Below are 16,771 nucleotides of genomic sequence, written 5' to 3' on the forward strand. Positions count from 1 at the left end.
ATTTGCACTTAGCATCGGCGCCTTTTGCCGTTACACTGCGCGACTTTTCACGCCGGACCGTCCTTGCGATCCGGTAGCGCCGCCCCTGCCTGAGTGGGGCTTCGCGGTCGGCTCCCGTCGGCCAGACTTCGCTCCTCAACAAGAGGATTGCCGGTGGCCAAAAAAGCCGCATCCTTCGCCGCCCTCGGTGGCCTGGTATTTTCAACCGATGCCGGTCGACATTGTCCCGACTGCCGTCAGCCCGTCGACGCCTGCACCTGCAAAAGCACGCTCATCCCGCAAGGTGATGGCATCGCCCGCGTGCGCCGCGAAAGCAAAGGCCGCGGCGGCAAGACCGTGACGACCGTCACCGGCGTTCCGCTGGCCGAGGACGCGCTCAAGGACCTGGCAAAAACCCTCAAGCAACGTTGTGGAACCGGCGGCGCGCTGAAGGATGGCGTGATCGAGATCCAGGGTGACCACGTCGAAACGCTGTTGGCCGAGTTGGTCAAGCAGGGTTTCAAGGCGAAAAAGTCGGGCGGTTGAGCCGTCGGTTTCAAGCCCGTTTATTTTTGTCGTCGGTCTGGCCGCAGTCACCATGCAAACTCTGCTGCGCAACGCGGGTCTATTACCCCACAGCGAGCAGGCGCCAAACCGTCATTTCCACGCTCTACACTGCGCCCAGCCGGTCAGGCCGGGGCTTTATGACTTTTCTATAGGGGACTTTGATGTCCGTACGACGCACACGCAAAGACGATGGCAGCCAATGGACCGTGGCAGACAGCCGCAGTGTCTACGGGATCCGTCATTGGGGGGCCGGTTATTTCGCAATCAATGAAGCCGGCCGCGTTGAAGTTCGCCCCAACGGGCCGACCAGCTCGCCCATCGATCTTTACGAGCAGGTCGATCAGCTGCGCAAGAGCGGCTTGTCCCTGCCATTGCTGGTGCGCTTCCCTGACATTCTGCAGGACCGTGTGCGTCAGTTGACCGGTGCGTTCGACGAGAACATCGCCCGTCTGGAATACCAGAGCAAATACACCGCGCTGTACCCGATCAAGGTCAACCAGCAGGAAGCGGTGGTGGAAAACATCATCGCCACGCAAAACGTTTCCATTGGTCTCGAAGCCGGTTCCAAGCCTGAGCTGATGGCCGTGCTGGCCCTGGCACCGAAGGGCGGCACCATTGTCTGCAACGGCTACAAGGACCGCGAATTCATTCGTCTGGCCTTGATGGGGCAGAAGCTGGGCCACAACGTCTTTATCGTCATCGAGAAAGAATCCGAAGTCGAACTGGTCATCGAAGAAGCCGCCGAGCTGAAGGTCGCGCCGCAAGTGGGGCTGCGTGTGCGCCTGTCGTCCCTGGCGTCCAGCAAGTGGGCCGACACCGGTGGCGAGAAGTCCAAGTTCGGGCTGTCCGCCGCGCAGCTGCTGTCGGTCGTCGACCGCTTCACCAAGGCAGGGCTGGATCAGGGCATTCGTCTGCTGCACTTTCACATGGGTTCGCAGATTGCCAACCTGGCTGACTACCAACACGGTTTCAAGGAAGCGATTCGTTACTACGGCGAGCTGCGCAACCTCGGCCTGCCGGTGGACCACATCGATGTGGGCGGCGGTCTGGGTGTGGACTACGACGGCACGCATTCGCGCAACGCCAGTTCGATCAACTACGACATGGACGATTACGCCGGTGTCGTGGTCGGGATGCTCAAGGAGTTCTGCGACGCGCAGGGCCTGCCGCATCCGCACATCTTTTCGGAAAGCGGCCGCTCGCTGACCGCGCACCACGCCATGCTGGTGATCCAGGTGACAGACGTCGAGCGTCACAACGACGAAGTGCCGGAGATCACCGACAAGGAAAACCTGCCGGAAACCCTGCAGTGGCTGATCGATCTGCTCGGCCCGACCGACATCGAAATGGTCACCGAGACCTACTGGCGCGCCACGCACTACATGAGCGACATCGCGTCCCAGTATTCCGACGGCAAGATCACTCTGGCGCAGAAAGCCTTGGGCGAACAGTGCTATTTCGCGGTGTGCCGTCGTTTGCACAACTCGCTGAAAGCCCGCCAGCGTTCCCATCGTCAGGTGCTCGACGAACTCAACGACAAGCTGGCCGACAAGTACATCTGCAACTTCTCGGTGTTCCAGAGCCTGCCGGACACATGGGCGATCGATCAGGTGCTGCCGATCATTCCGCTGCATCGTCTGGATGAAGAGCCGCTGCGTCGTGCCGTGCTGCAAGACCTGACCTGCGACTCCGACGGCAAGATCAATCAGTACGTCGACGAGCAGAGCATCGAGACCAGCCTGCCGGTTCACTCGTTGAACGAGGGTGAGGATTACTTGCTGGGCGTGTTCCTGGTCGGCGCGTATCAGGAAATTCTGGGCGACATGCACAACCTGTTTGGTGACACCGATTCGGTGAACATCTACCAGAATCAGGATGGCAGTGCGTATTCGGCCGGGATCGAAACCCACGACACCATCGAAGACATGCTGCGTTATGTGCACTTGTCGCCGGAAGAGCTGATGACCCATTACCGGGACAAAGTGGCCAGCGCCAAGATCACCCCGCGTGAACGCACCCAGTTTCTGGATGCCTTGCGCCTGGGCCTGACGCGGTCTTCCTACCTGTCGTCGTGATGATGTAGCGACTCAAAAAAACGGGCCCTTGTGGCCCGTTTTCGTTGGCTGCACAGTAAGGCGTCCTTCACTGTTTAGGGAGCACGAACGATGATCAAGCTGGCGCTCAAAGCTGTGTTCACCGCCTGGCTGATAACCTTGTTGATGGCCTGTTCGCCGTTGAAGGTGCTCAACGCGTTTACCCCGAGCAGCACGTTCAGCAGAACGTCCGACCTGGCGTACGGCCCGGACCCGCGCAATAAACTCGATATCTACACGCCTAAAGATGCAGTGCCGGACGCGCCGGTCGTCGTGTTCTTTTATGGCGGCAGCTGGACCAGCGGATCGCGGGGCGACTACGCGTTCGTCGGGGAGGCGCTCGCGTCCCGTGGCATCGTTGCCGTGCTCGCCGATTACCGGTTGTACCCGCAAGTGCATTATCAGGAGCTGCTGCGGGACAGCGCCCAGGCAGTGGCCTGGACCCGCGCGCACATTCGTCAGTTCGGCGGGGATCCGGCAAAGTTGTATGTAATGGGCCACAGTGCCGGGGCCTACAACGCCGCGATGCTCGCTCTGGACCCGCAATGGCTGGCGGCAGCGGGCACGACGCCTTCCATCATCAAGGGTTGGATCGGTCTGGCCGGGCCCTATGATTTTCTGCCCATCGAAGACGCGGAGGTGAAGCCGGTGTTTTACTTCCCGAATTCGCCACCTGACTCCCAGCCGATCAACCATGTCAGCGCAACTTCACCGCCGGCGCTGCTGATCGCTTCCGCCGACGATACGGAGGTGAACCCGCAACGCAACACGGGGGGCATGGCCAGTCGTTTGCGCGCACAGGGCGTGTCAGTGCGCGAGGTGTATTTTTCCCGCACCAGCCACCGCACGTTGGTGGGCGCATTGGCCAGGCCGTTGCGCAGCCTCGCGCCGGTGCTGGAGGAGGTCGCAGCATTTATCCACGCTCAGGATCAGGCGCAGGTGTCGAGCGCCTCGGTCAGCCGTTGAACCATCCGCCGCTGCGATTCAAGCGTCTGGCCAGATACCCCAGTGTCAGCGCTCTCAATGCCATGAACAGCAGGAACACCAGCCACAGCCCGTGATTGCCGAACCCGCTTGCCAGCCAGGCGAACGGTGCGGTGATCAAGGCCGTGACGATCATCGCGTTGCGCATCTCGCGGGCGCGTGTGGCGCCGATGAACAGGCCGTCGAGCAAATAGCTCCAGACCGCGATAAAGGGCAGCACGGCGAGATAGGGCAGATAGACGAAAGCGATGTCACGCACGGCGGTGATGTCGGTCTGCATCTCGATGAACAGGTGCCCGCCCAGCAGAAAAAGCCCCACAAACGCGACGCTGCAGATCAGTGACCAGCCTCCAGAGACATTCAAAGAGCGTCGCAAGGCGTCGCGGTCCCGTGCGCCGATGGCGTGACCGCAGAGGGCTTCAACGGCGTGGGCCAGGCCGTCGAGCGCGTGCGCCATGAGCAACAGCCCATTGAGCAGCAGCGCATTGGCGGCCACGGTGGCATCGCCCAATCGCGCACCTTGCACGGTGATCAAAAAGAACACCGATTGCAGGATCAGGCTGCGAATGAAGATATCGCGGTTGACTGTGAGTAGCGGCCGCCAGCTCTGCCAGCGCTTGAGCGCGGACACTGCCAACTGCCCCGGATAGGCGCGCAGGCCTTTGTGGGTGAGGGCGAGGCCGAGGAGGGCGCCGGTCCATTCGGCGATGACCGACGCCCGTGCGCTGCCGACCACGCCCCAGTCCAGGCCCATGACGAACCACAGGTTCAGCCCAATGTTGACCAGGTTGGTGGTCAGCAGAATCGCCAGCGGCGCCCGGGCGTTTTGCAGCCCGAGGAACCAGCCCACCAGCGCGTAGCTCGCCAGCGCTGCCGGCAATCCAAATAGCCGCGTATGGAAGAAATCGCGGGTCAGCTCGTTGAGATCGTCCGAGGGCTGCATCATTTCCAGCGCCAGGTGCTGGAACGGCAAGCCGATCAGCCCCAGCAGCACAGAAAACCCCATCGCCAGCAGCAAGCCCTGCAACAGCACCTGGCGCAATGCCGCGCCGTCGTTGCGCCCGGCGGCCTGGGCGGCAAAGCCGGTCGTGCCCATGCGCAGAAAACCCATCGCCCAGGCGAGAAAGCTGTACAGCGTGCCGCCGACCGCCACAGCGCCGAGCTGGTGGGCGTGGGGCAGATGACCGATGACCGTGCTGTCGACCAGCGAGACCAGCGGCACGGAGATATTCGACAGAATCATCGGCGCCGCCAGCGCCCACACCTGCCGATGCGTGGCGCGCTGACGCCAGTCGTTGAAGAAGTTGGACATGAAGGCTCCCGGGCAAGCGCGCGAGTGTAGCGAGAACAAACGCACAAACCCACGGTCTATCTGCGCGCCGCGCTTTACGATTGCCAAAGCGGTGCTATAACTTCTGCTCCCTCATCGCTGTCGTCCAAATGAGTGCCTCATGCTAAACAAAGGATTGTTCCTGGCCTGCGCGCTGGTACTGCTCAGTGCCTGCGATTCCTCTTCGTCCGACAAGCCCGCGGCTGTCCCCGCCCCACCTGCTGCGGCAGTTGCGCAACCGGGACCCGCCGATGCCAAGCCCAAGCCTGCGGTGGATATTCCCGCGCTGAGCAAGCGGTACGCCGGGCGCGAGTTGACGGTGGTGGACGTCTCCGAAGTTCAGCTCGATGGCGCCAGCACGCTGTCGTTGAGCTTCTCGGTGCCGCTGAATCCCGATCAGAAATTCGCTGAAAAAGTGCACTTGGTCGACAGCAAGGACGGCAAGGTCGATGGCGCCTGGGAGCTGTCGGACAACCTCATGGAGCTGCGCCTGCGTCACCTTGAGCCCAAGCGCAAGCTGGTGCTGACCATCGATCCGGGCCTGGTGGCGGTGAACAACAACACCCTGGCGGCCGAGTATTCCGCGCGGCTGGAAACGGCTGATCTGCAAGCGACGGTGGGCTTCGCCAGTCGCGGCAGTCTGCTGCCAACCCGGCTCGCTGAGGGGCTGCCGGTCATTGCCCTCAACGTCGATAAAGTGGACGTCGAATTCTTCCGTATCAAGCCTGAGTCGCTGCCTGCGTTTCTGGGCTCGTGGGAAGGCTCGTCCAGCCTTGAGAGTTACCAGTCCAAAGAACTGCTGCCCCTGGCTGATCTGGTCTACAGCGGCCGTTTCGACCTGAACCCTGCGCGCAACACCCGCGAAACCGTGTTGCTGCCGATTTCGGGGCTCAAGCCACTGCAACAGCCGGGCGTTTACCTGGCTGTGATGCGCGCTTCGGGGACCTACAACTACACGCAACCGGCCACGCTGTTCACCCTCAGCGACATTGGTCTGTCGGCGCACCGTTACGCCAACCGCCTGGACGTGTTCACCCAGGCACTGGAAGGCGGCAAAGCCCTGAGTGGCGTTGACGTCGAGCTGTATGACGAGAAAGGCCGTGTGATCGGCCAGGGCAAGACCGACAACGCCGGCCACGCCGAGCTGCCATTGCCGGCGAAGGCCGAAGTGCTGCTGGCCCATCAAGGCGAGCAGACCAGCATGCTGCGCCTGAACAGCGCCGCTTTGGATCTGGCGGAATTCGACATCACTGGCCCTAAGGCGCACCCGCTGCAGTTCTTCATCTTCGGCCCGCGCGATCTCTATCGCCCGGGCGAAGTGGTGCTGCTCAATGGCTTGCTGCGTGACAGCGACGGCAAGAGCGTGAAACCTCAGCCGATCACCGTGGAAGTGCGTCGCCCGGATGAGCAGGTCAGCCGCAAGTTCGTGTGGGACGCTGACGCCACCGGGCTGTATCAATATCAATTGCAGCTGTCGGAAGAAGCGCCGACAGGTCGCTGGCAACTGGTGTTTGATCTGGGTGACGGCAAGCCGCAATTGTATGAATTCCAGGTCGAGGATTTCCTGCCAGAGCGCATGGCGCTGGAGCTCAAGGGCAGCGACACCCCGCTGGCGCCTGACGCGCCGTTCGATGTGGCGATCACCGGTCGATACCTCTACGGCGCGCCGGCGTCGGGCAATCGCCTGAACGGTCAGCTGTATGTGCGTCCTCTGCGTGAAGCGGTTCCCGGTCTGCCGGGTTACCAGTTTGGTTCGGTGACCGAGGAAGACCTCAAGCAGGACCTGGAAATCGAAGACAGCACGCTGGATGCCAACGGCAAGCTTGACCTGAGTATCGACAGCCAGTGGGCCAAGGCCCGTTCGCCGCTGGAGCTGGTGTTGCAGGCCAGTTTGCAGGAGTCGGGTGGACGTCCGATCACACGGCGACTGACCCAGCCGGTCTGGCCAGCTGACGCAATGCCAGGCCTGCGTGGTTTGTTCGATGGCGAAGCCACCGACGGCGACGGCCCGGTTGAGTTCGAAGTGCTGATGGCCGACGCCCAGGGCCACAAACTGGCCGCCGACAACCTCAAGGTGCGGCTGGTCCGCGAGCGCCGCGATTACTACTGGAACTACTCTGACAGCGATGGCTGGAGCTATCACTTCAACGAGAAGTTTCTCAACCTGTCCGAAGAAACCCTCAGCGTGAAGAAAGACTCGACGGCGAAGATCAGCTTCCCGGTGGAGTGGGGCCCGTACCGCGTCGAAGTCGAGGATCCGGCCACCGGCCTGATCAGCAGTGTGCGTTTCTGGGCCGGTTACCGCTGGCAGGACAACGCCGAAGGCGGCGCCGTGCGTCCCGATCAGGTCAAGCTGGCGCTGGACAAACCGGCCTATGCCGACGGCGACACCGCGAAAGTGACGGTCACGCCACCGTCGGCGGGCAAGGGCTATCTGTTGGTGGAGTCCAGCGAAGGGCCGCTGTGGTGGCAAGAGATTGACGTGCCCGCTGAAGGCAAAACTTACGACATCCCGATGGACAAGAAATGGGCGCGTCATGACCTCTATGTCAGCGCGCTGGTGATTCGTCCGGGTGAGCGCAAAGCCAACGTCACGCCGAAACGCGCCGTGGGCGTCCTGCACCTGCCGCTGGACCGTTCGCAGCGCAAGCTGGCGCTGACCGTCACGGCACCCGAGAAGATGCGGCCCAAGCAGCCGCTCAAACTGAAGGTCAATGCGAAGAACGCCGACGGCACGATCCCCAAGAGCGTGCATGTGCTGGTCGCTGCGGTGGACGTGGGTATTCTCAACATCACCGAGTACGCCACGCCCGATCCGTTTGCGGCGATGTTCGGGCGCAAGGAATACGGCGCCGACCAACTGGACATCTACGGGCAGTTGATCGAGGCCGGGCGTAATCGTCTTGCCAGCCTGGCTTTCGGCGGTGACGCGGCACTGGCCAAAGGCGGCAAGCGCCCGGAAACCAGCGTCACCATCGTCGCCCTGCAAAGCGCGCCGGTGACCCTGAACGAGCAGGGCGACGCGGAAGTCAGCGTCGACATCCCGGATTTCAACGGCGAGCTGCGCATCATGGCCCAGGCCTGGACTGACGAGCGCTACGGCATGGCCGAAGCCAAAACCGTGGTGGCGGCGCCGCTGATTGCCGAGCTGTCGGCACCCCGATTCCTGGCGGGCGGCGACCAGACCAAGGTGGCGCTGGACCTGTCGAACCTGTCCGGTAGAGCGCAGAAGCTCAACGTGCAGGTCGTGGCGGAAGGGCAGTTGAGTCTGGCTGAGGGCGACAGCGCCAAAGCCGTCAGCCTGAATCAGGGGCAACGCACCACGTTGCAGATTCCGGTCAAGGCGCTGGGCGGTTTCGGTCAGGGCGTTATTCGGGTGACGGTCAACGGTCTGGACCTGCCGGGTGAGAACCTGCCGGCCTTCAGTCGCGAGTGGACCATCGGCGTACGCCCTGCGTACCCGGCGATGCTCAAGCAATACCGCGCAGTGCTCAAGGATCAGGCATGGAGCCTGCCGGACGGCGCCCTCGAGGCGTTCGAGCCGGCAGGGCGCGAGGCGTTGCTGTCGGTGTCGAGCCGTCCGCCGCTGAACCTCGGCGAACAGATTCGCGCGCTCAAAGCCTATCCCTACGGTTGCCTGGAGCAGACCACCAGCGGCTTGTACCCGTCGCTGTATGCCGACGCCGCGACGCTCAAGCGTCTTGGCCTGCAAGGTGAATCCGATACCGACCGCAAGCGCAAGATCGAGCTGGGCATCGAGCGACTGATCGGTATGCAGCGCTACAACGGCAGCTTCGGCCTGTGGGCGGCGGACGGCGAAGAGGAATACTGGCTGACGGCGTACGTCACCGACTTCCTGCTGCGTGCTCGCGATCAAGGCTTTGCCGTGCCACCGGACGCGCTGAAGAAAGCCAATGAGCGGCTGTTGCGTTACTTGCAGGAGCGCAATCAGATCGAGGTGAATTACAGCGAAAACGCCGACCACACCCGCTTCGCCGTGCAGGCCTACGCCGGTCTGGTGTTGTCGCGCAGTCAGCAGGCGCCGTTGGGTGCGCTGCGCAGCTTGTTTGACCGCCGCAGCGATGCGCGATCGGGCCTGCCGCTGGTGCAGTTGTCCATCGCGCTGGAAAAAATGGGCGACAAACCACGCGCCGATCAGGCCTTGCTCGCCGGGCTGGCGGCCGGGCGCAAGGCCAACGACTGGCTCGCCGATTACGGCAGTCCGTTGCGTGATCAGGCGTTGATTCTGTCACTGCTGGAAGAAAACAAACTGGCACCGGAGAAAGTCGAGGAGCGGCTGTTTGCGCTGTCCGATCAGGTCGCGGCGAACCGCTATCTGTCGACTCAGGAGCGCAACTCGCTGTTCCTCGCCGGTCGCGATCTGCTCGGCAAGCCAGAAGCCAAATGGGCGGCGACGCTGACCAGCGGTAGCAATAACCGCGAGCTGAGCAACGACCAGCCGGGGGTCAAGCTCGACAGTTCAGTGCTGGCGGCGCCGTTGACGGTGCAGAACACCGGCGGCGACACGCTGTATCAGCAGATGACGATTTCTGGTTATCCGTCGCAGCCGCCTGCGGCCGGGGGCGAGAACCTGTCCATCAGTCGCGACTACCTGGGCATGGACGGCGCGGCGCTGAACCTCAATGCCTTGAAGAGCGGCGAACTGGTCCTGGTGCACCTTGAGATCAAGGCCAAGGAGCGTGTGCCCGATGCGTTGGTGGTGGACCTGCTGCCGGCCGGTCTGGAGATCGAAAACCAGAATCTGGCGCAGAGCTCAGCCAGTCTGGAGGACGCCAGCGAGTCGGTGAAGCAATGGCGCGAATCGATGGAAAACGCCGGCGTGAAGCATCAGGAATTCCGCGGCGATCGCTATGTGGCTGCGGTGGACCTGGAGGGCTTCAATACCGTTCACCTGCTGTATCTGGCGCGGGCTGTGACGCCGGGCGTGTACCGCGTGCCGCCGCCGCAAGTTGAGTCGATGTATCGGCCGAACTGGCAGGCATTGGGCGAAGCGCCGGCGCAGTTGGTGGTGAAGGGGAAGAAGTAGGGGAAAGGTGATCGCGCTTGGGCCGGATTGCTCCCACGCTCTGCGTGGTAGCACCTCGGTCGACGCTCTGCGTCAGATGACGCGGAGCGTCTTGGGCTGCATCGGCATTACCACGCGGAGCGTGGGAACGATCAGCGCCGCTCGGGAACGATCAAAATCAAACCGATCAATGAATAATCCAGCTCAACAGCCATAACCCCAGAAACAGCCAGATGATCCCCATGATGATCGAGGCGCGCATGAAGGCGCGGATCGCTGAATACAGCAGCATCAACCCGACGACCAGGGCCACGATGCTGACGATTGAAGTGTCCATGCCCAGCGTGCGCGACAGGCCGTCAACGAAATTGCCGCCCGCGTGAGTGAACATGTTGAACAACCAGCTTAAGCCGTCGACGACGAAGCGGATCACGGCGCCAATCACTTGGCCGAGCCATTCGAAAACGCTTTCTACCTGCATATCTGCTTCCTGATGGGGGACGTGGACCAAAAACGGCGTTGCTCGCTTTGGCTGTCGATTGTCCGGGCGAGTTCCCTGTCGGGTAAAGGCTTTCTGTGAAGATCACGCGATTATCGCTGCGACAGATCCGCTCGGGGATATGGGAGCGAGCCTGTTTGCGAATGGGGCGACGCTGTGCTCGCGCTGTCGCCTGGCTCATCGGCAGCCTGCTTATTGTGTGTCTGCTGCTCTGGCTCGCCGATCGGATCTGGCCGCTGCCCTTGCCCAAGGACGACTTGGCCCGCGTGGTTCTCGCCGAAGACGGCACGCCGTTGTGGCGATTCGCCGATGCCAATGGCGTCTGGCGCTACCCGGTGACGGTCGATCAGGTGTCGCCGTATTACCTTGAAGCGCTGCTGACCTACGAAGATCGCTGGTTCTATCAGCATCCCGGCGTGAACCCCATGGCGCTGGCACGCGCGGCCTGGCAAAACCTCAGCGGTGGCCATGTGGTGTCCGGCGGCAGCACCCTGTCGATGCAGGTGGCCCGCTTGCTCGATCCACACTCGCGCACACTGGCTGGCAAGCTTCGACAGCTATGGCGAACCGCGCAGCTGGAATGGCACCTGTCCAAACAGGACATTCTGGTGCTGTACCTCAATCGCGCGCCGTTTGGCGGCACGTTGCAAGGCGTCGCCGCCGCCAGTTGGGCGTACCTGGGCAAGTCCCCGCAACAACTGACCCGTGCCGACGCGGCGCTGCTGGCGGTACTGCCTCAGGCGCCGAGTCGTCTGCGTCCGGATCGCCATTCGCAGCGTGCTCAGGCGGCCCGGGACAAAGTGCTGCGGCGTCTGGCCGAGTTCGGCACCTGGCCGCAAGGGGCCGTCGACGAAGCGCTGGAAGAACCGCTGCTGCTCGCGCCTCGTCAGGAGCCGAGCCTTGCGCCCTTGTTGGCCCGGCGCCTCAATCGTCCGAACAGCCCGCCGCTGATCCGCACCACGCTGGACGCCGGTCTGCAGCGTCGTCTCGAAGACCTGCTGCTGGGCTGGCGCGCGCGTCTGCCCGAGCGCACGTCCGCCGCGATTCTGGTGGTGGAAGCGCAGAACATGGCGGTGCGCGCCTACGTCGGCTCGGTGGACATCGGCGACGTCAAACGTTTCGGTCACGTCGACATGGTCAGCGCGTTGCGCTCGCCCGGCTCGACCCTCAAACCCTTTCTCTACGGCAAGGCCATCGACGCTGGGCTGATCCATTCCGAATCGTTGCTGCAAGACGTGCCTCGGCGCTATGGCGATTACCGGCCGGGCAATTTCTCGTCGGGCTTCAACGGTGCAGTGGCGGCGAGCTCCGCGCTGTCGATGTCGCTCAACCTGCCGGCGGTGCAACTGCTGGAAGCCTACGGCCCAAAACGCTTCGCCGCGGAACTGCGCAATGGCGGCGTGCCGCTGACCTTGCCGCCGCTGGCCGAGCCCAATCTGGCGTTGATTCTCGGTGGTGCAGGCAGTCGGCTGGAAGATCTGGTGGGCGGTTACAGCGCTTTCGCGCGGGGCGGGCGCAGCGCGGACATTCGCCTGCAGCCCGATGATCGCCTGCGTGACCGGCCGATGATGTCGCCCGGCGCGGCGTGGATCATTCGGCGGATTCTCAGCGGCCAGTCACGGCCCGACCTCGACCCCCACGCGGAACTGGTGCAGCGCCCGCAACTGGCCTGGAAAACCGGCACCAGTTACGGGTTTCGAGATGCGTGGTCGATTGGCGTCGGGCCGAGGTTTCTGATTGGCGTGTGGATCGGCCGGCCAGACGGGACCCCGGTGCCCGGACAGTTCGGGCTGGCCTCGGCAGCGCCTTTGATGCTGCAGGTTCATGACTTGTTGGTGAACCGCGACGCCCAGCGCAACATTCTGCCGCCCGTATTGCCGGTGCCGCTCAACGTGGGTGTTGCGGCGATCTGCTGGCCACTGGGGCAGCCGATGAGCAAAAGCGACCCGAACTGCCGTCGCCAACGTTTCGCCTGGACCCTTGACGGCACGACGCCGCCGACCTTGCAGGCGACCGATCAGCCGCTGGGGTTGGGGCTCACGGAGAAAGTCTGGCTGAACGACAAAGGCCTGCGCGTCGCGGCAAGTTGTCCACAGGCTCAGCCAAAAGACATCGCCCTCTGGCCGGCGCCGCTTGAACCCTGGCTGCCGAAGAGCGAGCGGCGCGAGGCGCGTCTCCCTGACGTTGACCCATCATGCCCGCCTCAAGGGCTGAGCCTTGCCCCACCATTGTCAGTGGTGGGCGTCCGGGAGGGCGATCAGTTGCGCTTGCCGGCCGGGAGTCAGCAGCTGTTGCGGCTCACGCTGTCGGCGCTGGGCGGCAGTGGCCGGCGCTGGTGGTTCATCGACGGCACGCCGGTCGGCGACACCGCCAGTCAGGACAGCTACACCCACACCTTCACACGCTTGGGCCGATATCAGCTGAGCGTGCTGGATGAAAGCGGGCAGACCGCCCGTGTGGAATTCAGTGTGGTGGATTGAAACGTCGGGGCCGGGCGTGCGTGAAACCCATGGTCAGAGGTGCCGCCGATCCACTGTAGGAGCCGGCTTGCTGGCGAACGCTGTTGTTCAGACGTCGCGAGGGTGAATGACAGATCGGGTTCGCCAGCAAGCCGGCTCCTACAGATTCGCGTCGATCACACATTGTGTGGACGAGATCAGGCCGTTGTAGGAGCGCGCTTGCCCGCGATGACGTCCGCACAGTCAACATCGTGCGCGACTGACCCGCCGTTTTCGCGAGCAAGCTCACTCCTACATGGACCTCACAGGCTGACAACCGGATCAGCGCTCAATGCGGCGGGTATTGCTGCAGGATGTTCTGCACCGTCTGGCGCAGGGCCTGCTCGCGCGCAGCAGGGTTGGCGTTGCCGTCACTGAGCATCTGCTCGGTGCTGCCACGCCAGACCAGCTTGCCGTCCTTGCCGTCGAGCATGTCGATCTGCAGCGTCGAGACTTTGTAATCGACGTTGCGCGTCTCGGTGCCGATCGGGCCGCCCCAGTAGCCGCCCCACGGGTTGCCCCAATAACCGCCACCGCCGCCATAGTTGGTGGTGACCGTCTGCTGGCGGTTTTCCACGATCAGCCACGCCTGCAGTTGCACGTCCGCTTTAACGCCGGGCGCTGCCATGCGCAAGCCGCGCTGCTCCAGTTGCTCGCCGACCGCCTGGCGAATGCGCTGCTCGGTCAGATCACTTTTGATGCGCGGATCGTTGGGCTGATATTGCAAACCAGGCTCCTTCCACGCCCATGACCGGTAAGCGCCGAAATCGCGCTGGGCGTCGAAGTCGCGGTTGACCCGATCGGTCTGGCAGGCGCCCAGCAGCAGGGCGACACAAAGGACAGCAATGCGGCGATACATGGGTTTTCTCCAGCGTGTAATCAAACGCCAAGGGGCGTGAAATCAGGACGGCGGGTAAGCCGTCAGGGCTTGTTGTACGGCCTGGCGCAGGGCTTTGGCACGCGTCGACTGGTCGCCACCGCTGGCGGTTTCGGCGCTGGCGCTCCACACCGGCTGGCCGCTGCGGGCATCGAACAGACTGATGCGCACCACAACCACCTGCTCTTGATAGGTGCGCACGATCGGGACGCTGGCATAACCGCCGTAACCGTTGCGGTAGCCATTGCCACCGTAATAGCCCACCCCTGAACCGCCGTAGTACGGATCGTAATAGTCATCGCGCACCTGACGAATCCGGGTCTCAGCATGGGCATCGGCGGCCACGCGCAGGTCTGCCGCCTGGGGGTTCTGCGAAGGCCGCAGACCGCGTTGATCCAGCCCGTTGCTGACGGCTTCGGCCAGTTGAGCCGAGTCTGCCCAGAGGGTGCCCGGCGGCAACTGGCCGTTGAGCCAGGCCCAGTTGCGATAGCGGCCATAATCACGCGGCGCCGCAGGGTAAGCGCTCATGTCGATGGCGTTGGCGGCGTGAGGCGGCGCCGGTGGAATAGCCGCAGACACGGCGCGATAAGGGTTGGGGCTCTGGCAGGCGGCGAGGCCCAGGCAGAGGGAAAGCAAAGCGAGACGGCGTTTCATGAGGGTCTCCGCAGCGAGTGTTAAGCAGCGTGTGTCAACCAGCGTGGGTCAAACAGCCCGGCACATCCAGTGCAAGTAGCGTCCCAGTCCGGCGAAGGCCGGGTGGCGACGATGGGCGAGCTCCATTTCCAGCAGGTCCGCAAGGTCGACTTTGGCCTGGAACTCGACCGGCATGTAATCGTGAAAAACCCGAATGCCACTCTGGGTTTCGACTCGCCACAGGGTGCCAAGTTGCGCCGCCAGTTCGCGGGGATCAAGCGGCTCCTGGGGCGTCAGGCTCTGTTTTTCGCCGGCCAGGGTGTTCTTGCGCATTTTGCGGAAGTGGCCTTTGAGCAGGTTGCGGTAAATCAGTGCGTCGCGGTTGTAGAACGCCAATGACAGCCAGCCGTCGGGCTCGGTCAACTGATGCAGGACCGGCAGAATCGTGAACGGCTCGTCCAGCCATTCCAGCACTGCATGGCAGATCACCAGGTCATAACGCTCGGTCAGGATATCGGGCAGTGCTTGCCACGGCGCCTGAATGAAGTTCGCCGTCTGCCCCGCGTCGGTAAAGCGCTGACGGGCGCCTTCGAGCATGGGGGCGGCGGGTTCGGCCAGCGTCACGTCATGCCCGCGCTCGGCCAGCCACAACGACATGTGCCCAAGCCCGGCGCCGATGTCCAGCACGCGCAACGGACGGTCCGGCAGGCTTTCGATAAGGTCAGCCTGTAGCACCGCCAACCGGATCGCCCCCTTGGCGCCGCCGTAGATTTTTTCAGCGAAGCGCGTCGCCAGTTGATCGAAATGACGGTCGCTCATTGGCTGAACCGCCGTTCGCCGTCCGCCAGTTTTGCTCGCACCACTTCATCCATGTCCAGGCCCAGCTCGCTGCACAACAGCAGCAGGTAAAGCACGATGTCCCCGACTTCCTGCCCGGCGTGGGCCAGTTCATCCGCCGGTAACTGACGGGACTGATCCTCGGTCTTCCACTGGAAGATCTCCACCAGCTCAGCCATTTCCACACTGGCGGCCATGGCCAGGTTTTTCGGGCTGTGAAATTGCCGCCAGTCGTTGTTATCGCGGATGCGATGCAGGCGTTGGGTGAGTTCGTCGAGGTTCATGGGGGTCTCCTGAAGGTGCGTAGCTTCAGGGGGATAGGCGATTGACGCAAGGGGGCGCGATGCTCCGGGACGCAGGTTTAATACCCGCTACGGCGGTGCGCCGATTCCCGGCTGAAGCCGGTCCCACTAAACAGCCTGCGCCCTCAGCTTGACTGACACGCCTCACGCTCTTAGTGGGACCGGCTTTAGCCGGGAAGGAGTCAGATGTCACACCGCAAAACTACGGGCGCACGATAGGCGCAGCCATCACTCCGTGGCAGGCCGCCAGCTCCCCAGCATATGCACGATCCCTTCCGCGCCTTCCAGCTTGAACTGCCCATGGGACCCCGCCGCGCTGGCAGACAACGTCACCCCGCTGGGCAGCCGCACCGGTTTGTGAAATTCCACCGATATCTCCACATTCGACGCCGGCAGATGATCTTCAAGCGCAGCCAAGGCACGGCTTTTTATCCACAGCCCGTGGGCAATCGCCTTGGGAAAACCGAACAGTTTGGCGCTGCTGTCACTCAGGTGAATCGGGTTGTAGTCGCCACTGACCTTGGCGTACTGGCGACCTATGTCAGACGGCGCTGACCACGTCGCCAGCTCCGTCATCGGCAGTGGCGCCGGTTCGTAATCGCCTTCGATCTCGCCGTCCACGTGGACGTCACGGCACAGCATCGTGCTCTCTTCCTCCCACAGCAGGCCCAACGCATCCTCGATCTGCGTGATCACGCTGAACGTCGCGCCCTTTGCATGGGGTTTGAGATGGCCAACGTGCACGCTGAGCTGCACCTTGATCACGCTGCCGAGGGGCCGACGAATACTGATCCGGTTGTGCAAGTGGACCAGCCCGAGGAGCGGGAAGGGGAAGTCCTTGTCGGTAAGGAGCTTCATTTGCAACGGGAAGGCCAGCACATGGGGATAGGTCGGCGGCAGCAGACTGCCCGGGACAAAGCCGCAGACGTGGGCGAACGCTTTAACCTTGTCCGGATCCACTGACATCCAGCACCGCAGCCCTTGATCCGGTAGTTTTGTGCCGCTGACCTTGCGCCGCAACGCCGCTTGCATGAACAGGCCGGGCAGGGCCGGGGGCGTGTCCAGATACCGCCAGTGCGCACTCATCGAGGTTCTCCTGTGGTCATGCTGCAGATCAGGCACGCCTCGGATCGACGGGGCGGCTAT

Annotated in this window: 12 protein-coding genes; 5 read left to right on the top strand and 7 right to left on the bottom strand. The window is 63.1% G+C overall.

The window, feature by feature from the left end:
- Window positions 1–153: 153 nt before the first annotated feature.
- From ACQKEN_RS03005 to ACQKEN_RS03015, 3 genes are all read left to right on the top strand, one after another.
- Window positions 154–525 (top strand): translation initiation factor Sui1, encoded by a 372-nt coding sequence (locus ACQKEN_RS03005; protein ID WP_346626794.1) that lies wholly within the window; start codon window positions 154–156, stop codon window positions 523–525.
- A gap of 182 nt (window positions 526–707) precedes the next feature.
- Entirely contained in the window at window positions 708–2,621 is a 1,914-nt protein-coding gene (gene speA / locus ACQKEN_RS03010) for an arginine decarboxylase (RefSeq protein ID WP_427683540.1), read from the top strand.
- Between the two features lie 90 nt (window positions 2,622–2,711).
- The gene (locus ACQKEN_RS03015; protein WP_427683542.1) at window positions 2,712–3,605 is read left to right on the top strand and encodes an alpha/beta hydrolase; all 894 of its coding nucleotides are present in this window, start codon (window positions 2,712–2,714) and stop codon (window positions 3,603–3,605) included.
- On the opposite strand, the gene ACQKEN_RS03020 is transcribed toward ACQKEN_RS03015, so the two are convergent.
- Entirely contained in the window at window positions 3,595–4,935 is a 1,341-nt protein-coding gene (locus ACQKEN_RS03020; protein WP_427683544.1) for an MATE family efflux transporter, read from the bottom strand. The genes ACQKEN_RS03015 and ACQKEN_RS03020 overlap by 11 nt on opposite strands.
- A 139-nt stretch (window positions 4,936–5,074) precedes the next feature.
- Between ACQKEN_RS03020 and ACQKEN_RS03025 the strand changes: the two genes are divergently transcribed.
- On the top strand, window positions 5,075–10,000 hold the full coding sequence (locus ACQKEN_RS03025; protein ID WP_427683546.1) for an alpha-2-macroglobulin family protein: 4,926 nt from the start codon (window positions 5,075–5,077) through the stop codon (window positions 9,998–10,000).
- 166 nt (window positions 10,001–10,166) lie between these two features.
- On the opposite strand, the gene ACQKEN_RS03030 is transcribed toward ACQKEN_RS03025, so the two are convergent.
- Complete coding sequence (locus tag ACQKEN_RS03030; RefSeq protein ID WP_122535324.1) at window positions 10,167–10,460, bottom strand: hypothetical protein; 294 nt, start codon at window positions 10,458–10,460, stop codon at window positions 10,167–10,169.
- Between the two features lie 161 nt (window positions 10,461–10,621).
- Between ACQKEN_RS03030 and pbpC the strand changes: the two genes are divergently transcribed.
- Window positions 10,622–12,958: a peptidoglycan glycosyltransferase PbpC gene (gene pbpC, locus ACQKEN_RS03035; protein ID WP_427683548.1), complete on the top strand. Its 2,337-nt coding sequence runs from the start codon at window positions 10,622–10,624 to the stop codon at window positions 12,956–12,958.
- Window positions 12,959–13,265: 307 nt separating this feature from the next.
- On the opposite strand, the gene ACQKEN_RS03040 is transcribed toward pbpC, so the two are convergent.
- The 5 genes from ACQKEN_RS03040 to ACQKEN_RS03060 form a co-directional block, all read right to left on the bottom strand.
- On the bottom strand, window positions 13,266–13,835 hold the full coding sequence (locus tag ACQKEN_RS03040; protein ID WP_427683550.1) for a DUF4136 domain-containing protein: 570 nt from the start codon (window positions 13,833–13,835) through the stop codon (window positions 13,266–13,268).
- Window positions 13,836–13,877: 42 nt separating this feature from the next.
- A complete protein-coding gene (locus ACQKEN_RS03045; RefSeq protein WP_427683551.1) occupies window positions 13,878–14,507 on the bottom strand; it encodes a DUF4136 domain-containing protein in 630 nt (209 codons plus the stop codon).
- Window positions 14,508–14,555: 48 nt separating this feature from the next.
- Complete coding sequence (locus ACQKEN_RS03050; protein ID WP_427683552.1) at window positions 14,556–15,305, bottom strand: methyltransferase domain-containing protein; 750 nt, start codon at window positions 15,303–15,305, stop codon at window positions 14,556–14,558.
- Entirely contained in the window at window positions 15,302–15,607 is a 306-nt protein-coding gene (locus tag ACQKEN_RS03055) for a MazG-like family protein (protein WP_108118998.1), read from the bottom strand. Before ACQKEN_RS03055 ends, ACQKEN_RS03050 begins: the two co-directional genes overlap by 4 nt.
- 246 nt (window positions 15,608–15,853) lie before the next feature.
- Window positions 15,854–16,711, bottom strand: coding sequence for a MaoC family dehydratase (locus ACQKEN_RS03060; RefSeq protein WP_427683554.1), 858 nt, complete (start codon window positions 16,709–16,711; stop codon window positions 15,854–15,856).
- Window positions 16,712–16,771: the final 60 nt, after the last annotated feature.

It is taken from the genome of Pseudomonas sp. NPDC078416 (assembly GCF_050268485.1).
Lineage (GTDB): Bacteria > Pseudomonadota > Gammaproteobacteria > Pseudomonadales > Pseudomonadaceae > Aquipseudomonas.

Bases quoted from the DNA above. Each gene is read 5' to 3' on its own strand.
- ACQKEN_RS03055 (WP_108118998.1), bottom strand. From the start codon at position 15,607: ATGAACCTCGACGAACTCACCCAACGCCTGCATCGCATCCGCGATAAC.
- pbpC (WP_427683548.1), top strand. From the start codon at position 10,622: ATGGGGCGACGCTGTGCTCGCGCTGTCGCCTGGCTCATCGGCAGCCTG.
- ACQKEN_RS03025 (WP_427683546.1), top strand. From the start codon at position 5,075: ATGCTAAACAAAGGATTGTTCCTGGCCTGCGCGCTGGTACTGCTCAGT.
- ACQKEN_RS03050 (WP_427683552.1), bottom strand. From the start codon at position 15,305: ATGAGCGACCGTCATTTCGATCAACTGGCGACGCGCTTCGCTGAAAAA.
- ACQKEN_RS03060 (WP_427683554.1), bottom strand. From the start codon at position 16,711: ATGAGTGCGCACTGGCGGTATCTGGACACGCCCCCGGCCCTGCCCGGC.
- ACQKEN_RS03015 (WP_427683542.1), top strand. From the start codon at position 2,712: ATGATCAAGCTGGCGCTCAAAGCTGTGTTCACCGCCTGGCTGATAACC.
- ACQKEN_RS03040 (WP_427683550.1), bottom strand. From the start codon at position 13,835: ATGTATCGCCGCATTGCTGTCCTTTGTGTCGCCCTGCTGCTGGGCGCC.
- ACQKEN_RS03030 (WP_122535324.1), bottom strand. From the start codon at position 10,460: ATGCAGGTAGAAAGCGTTTTCGAATGGCTCGGCCAAGTGATTGGCGCC.
- ACQKEN_RS03045 (WP_427683551.1), bottom strand. From the start codon at position 14,507: ATGAAACGCCGTCTCGCTTTGCTTTCCCTCTGCCTGGGCCTCGCCGCC.
- speA (WP_427683540.1), top strand. From the start codon at position 708: ATGTCCGTACGACGCACACGCAAAGACGATGGCAGCCAATGGACCGTG.
- ACQKEN_RS03020 (WP_427683544.1), bottom strand. From the start codon at position 4,935: ATGTCCAACTTCTTCAACGACTGGCGTCAGCGCGCCACGCATCGGCAG.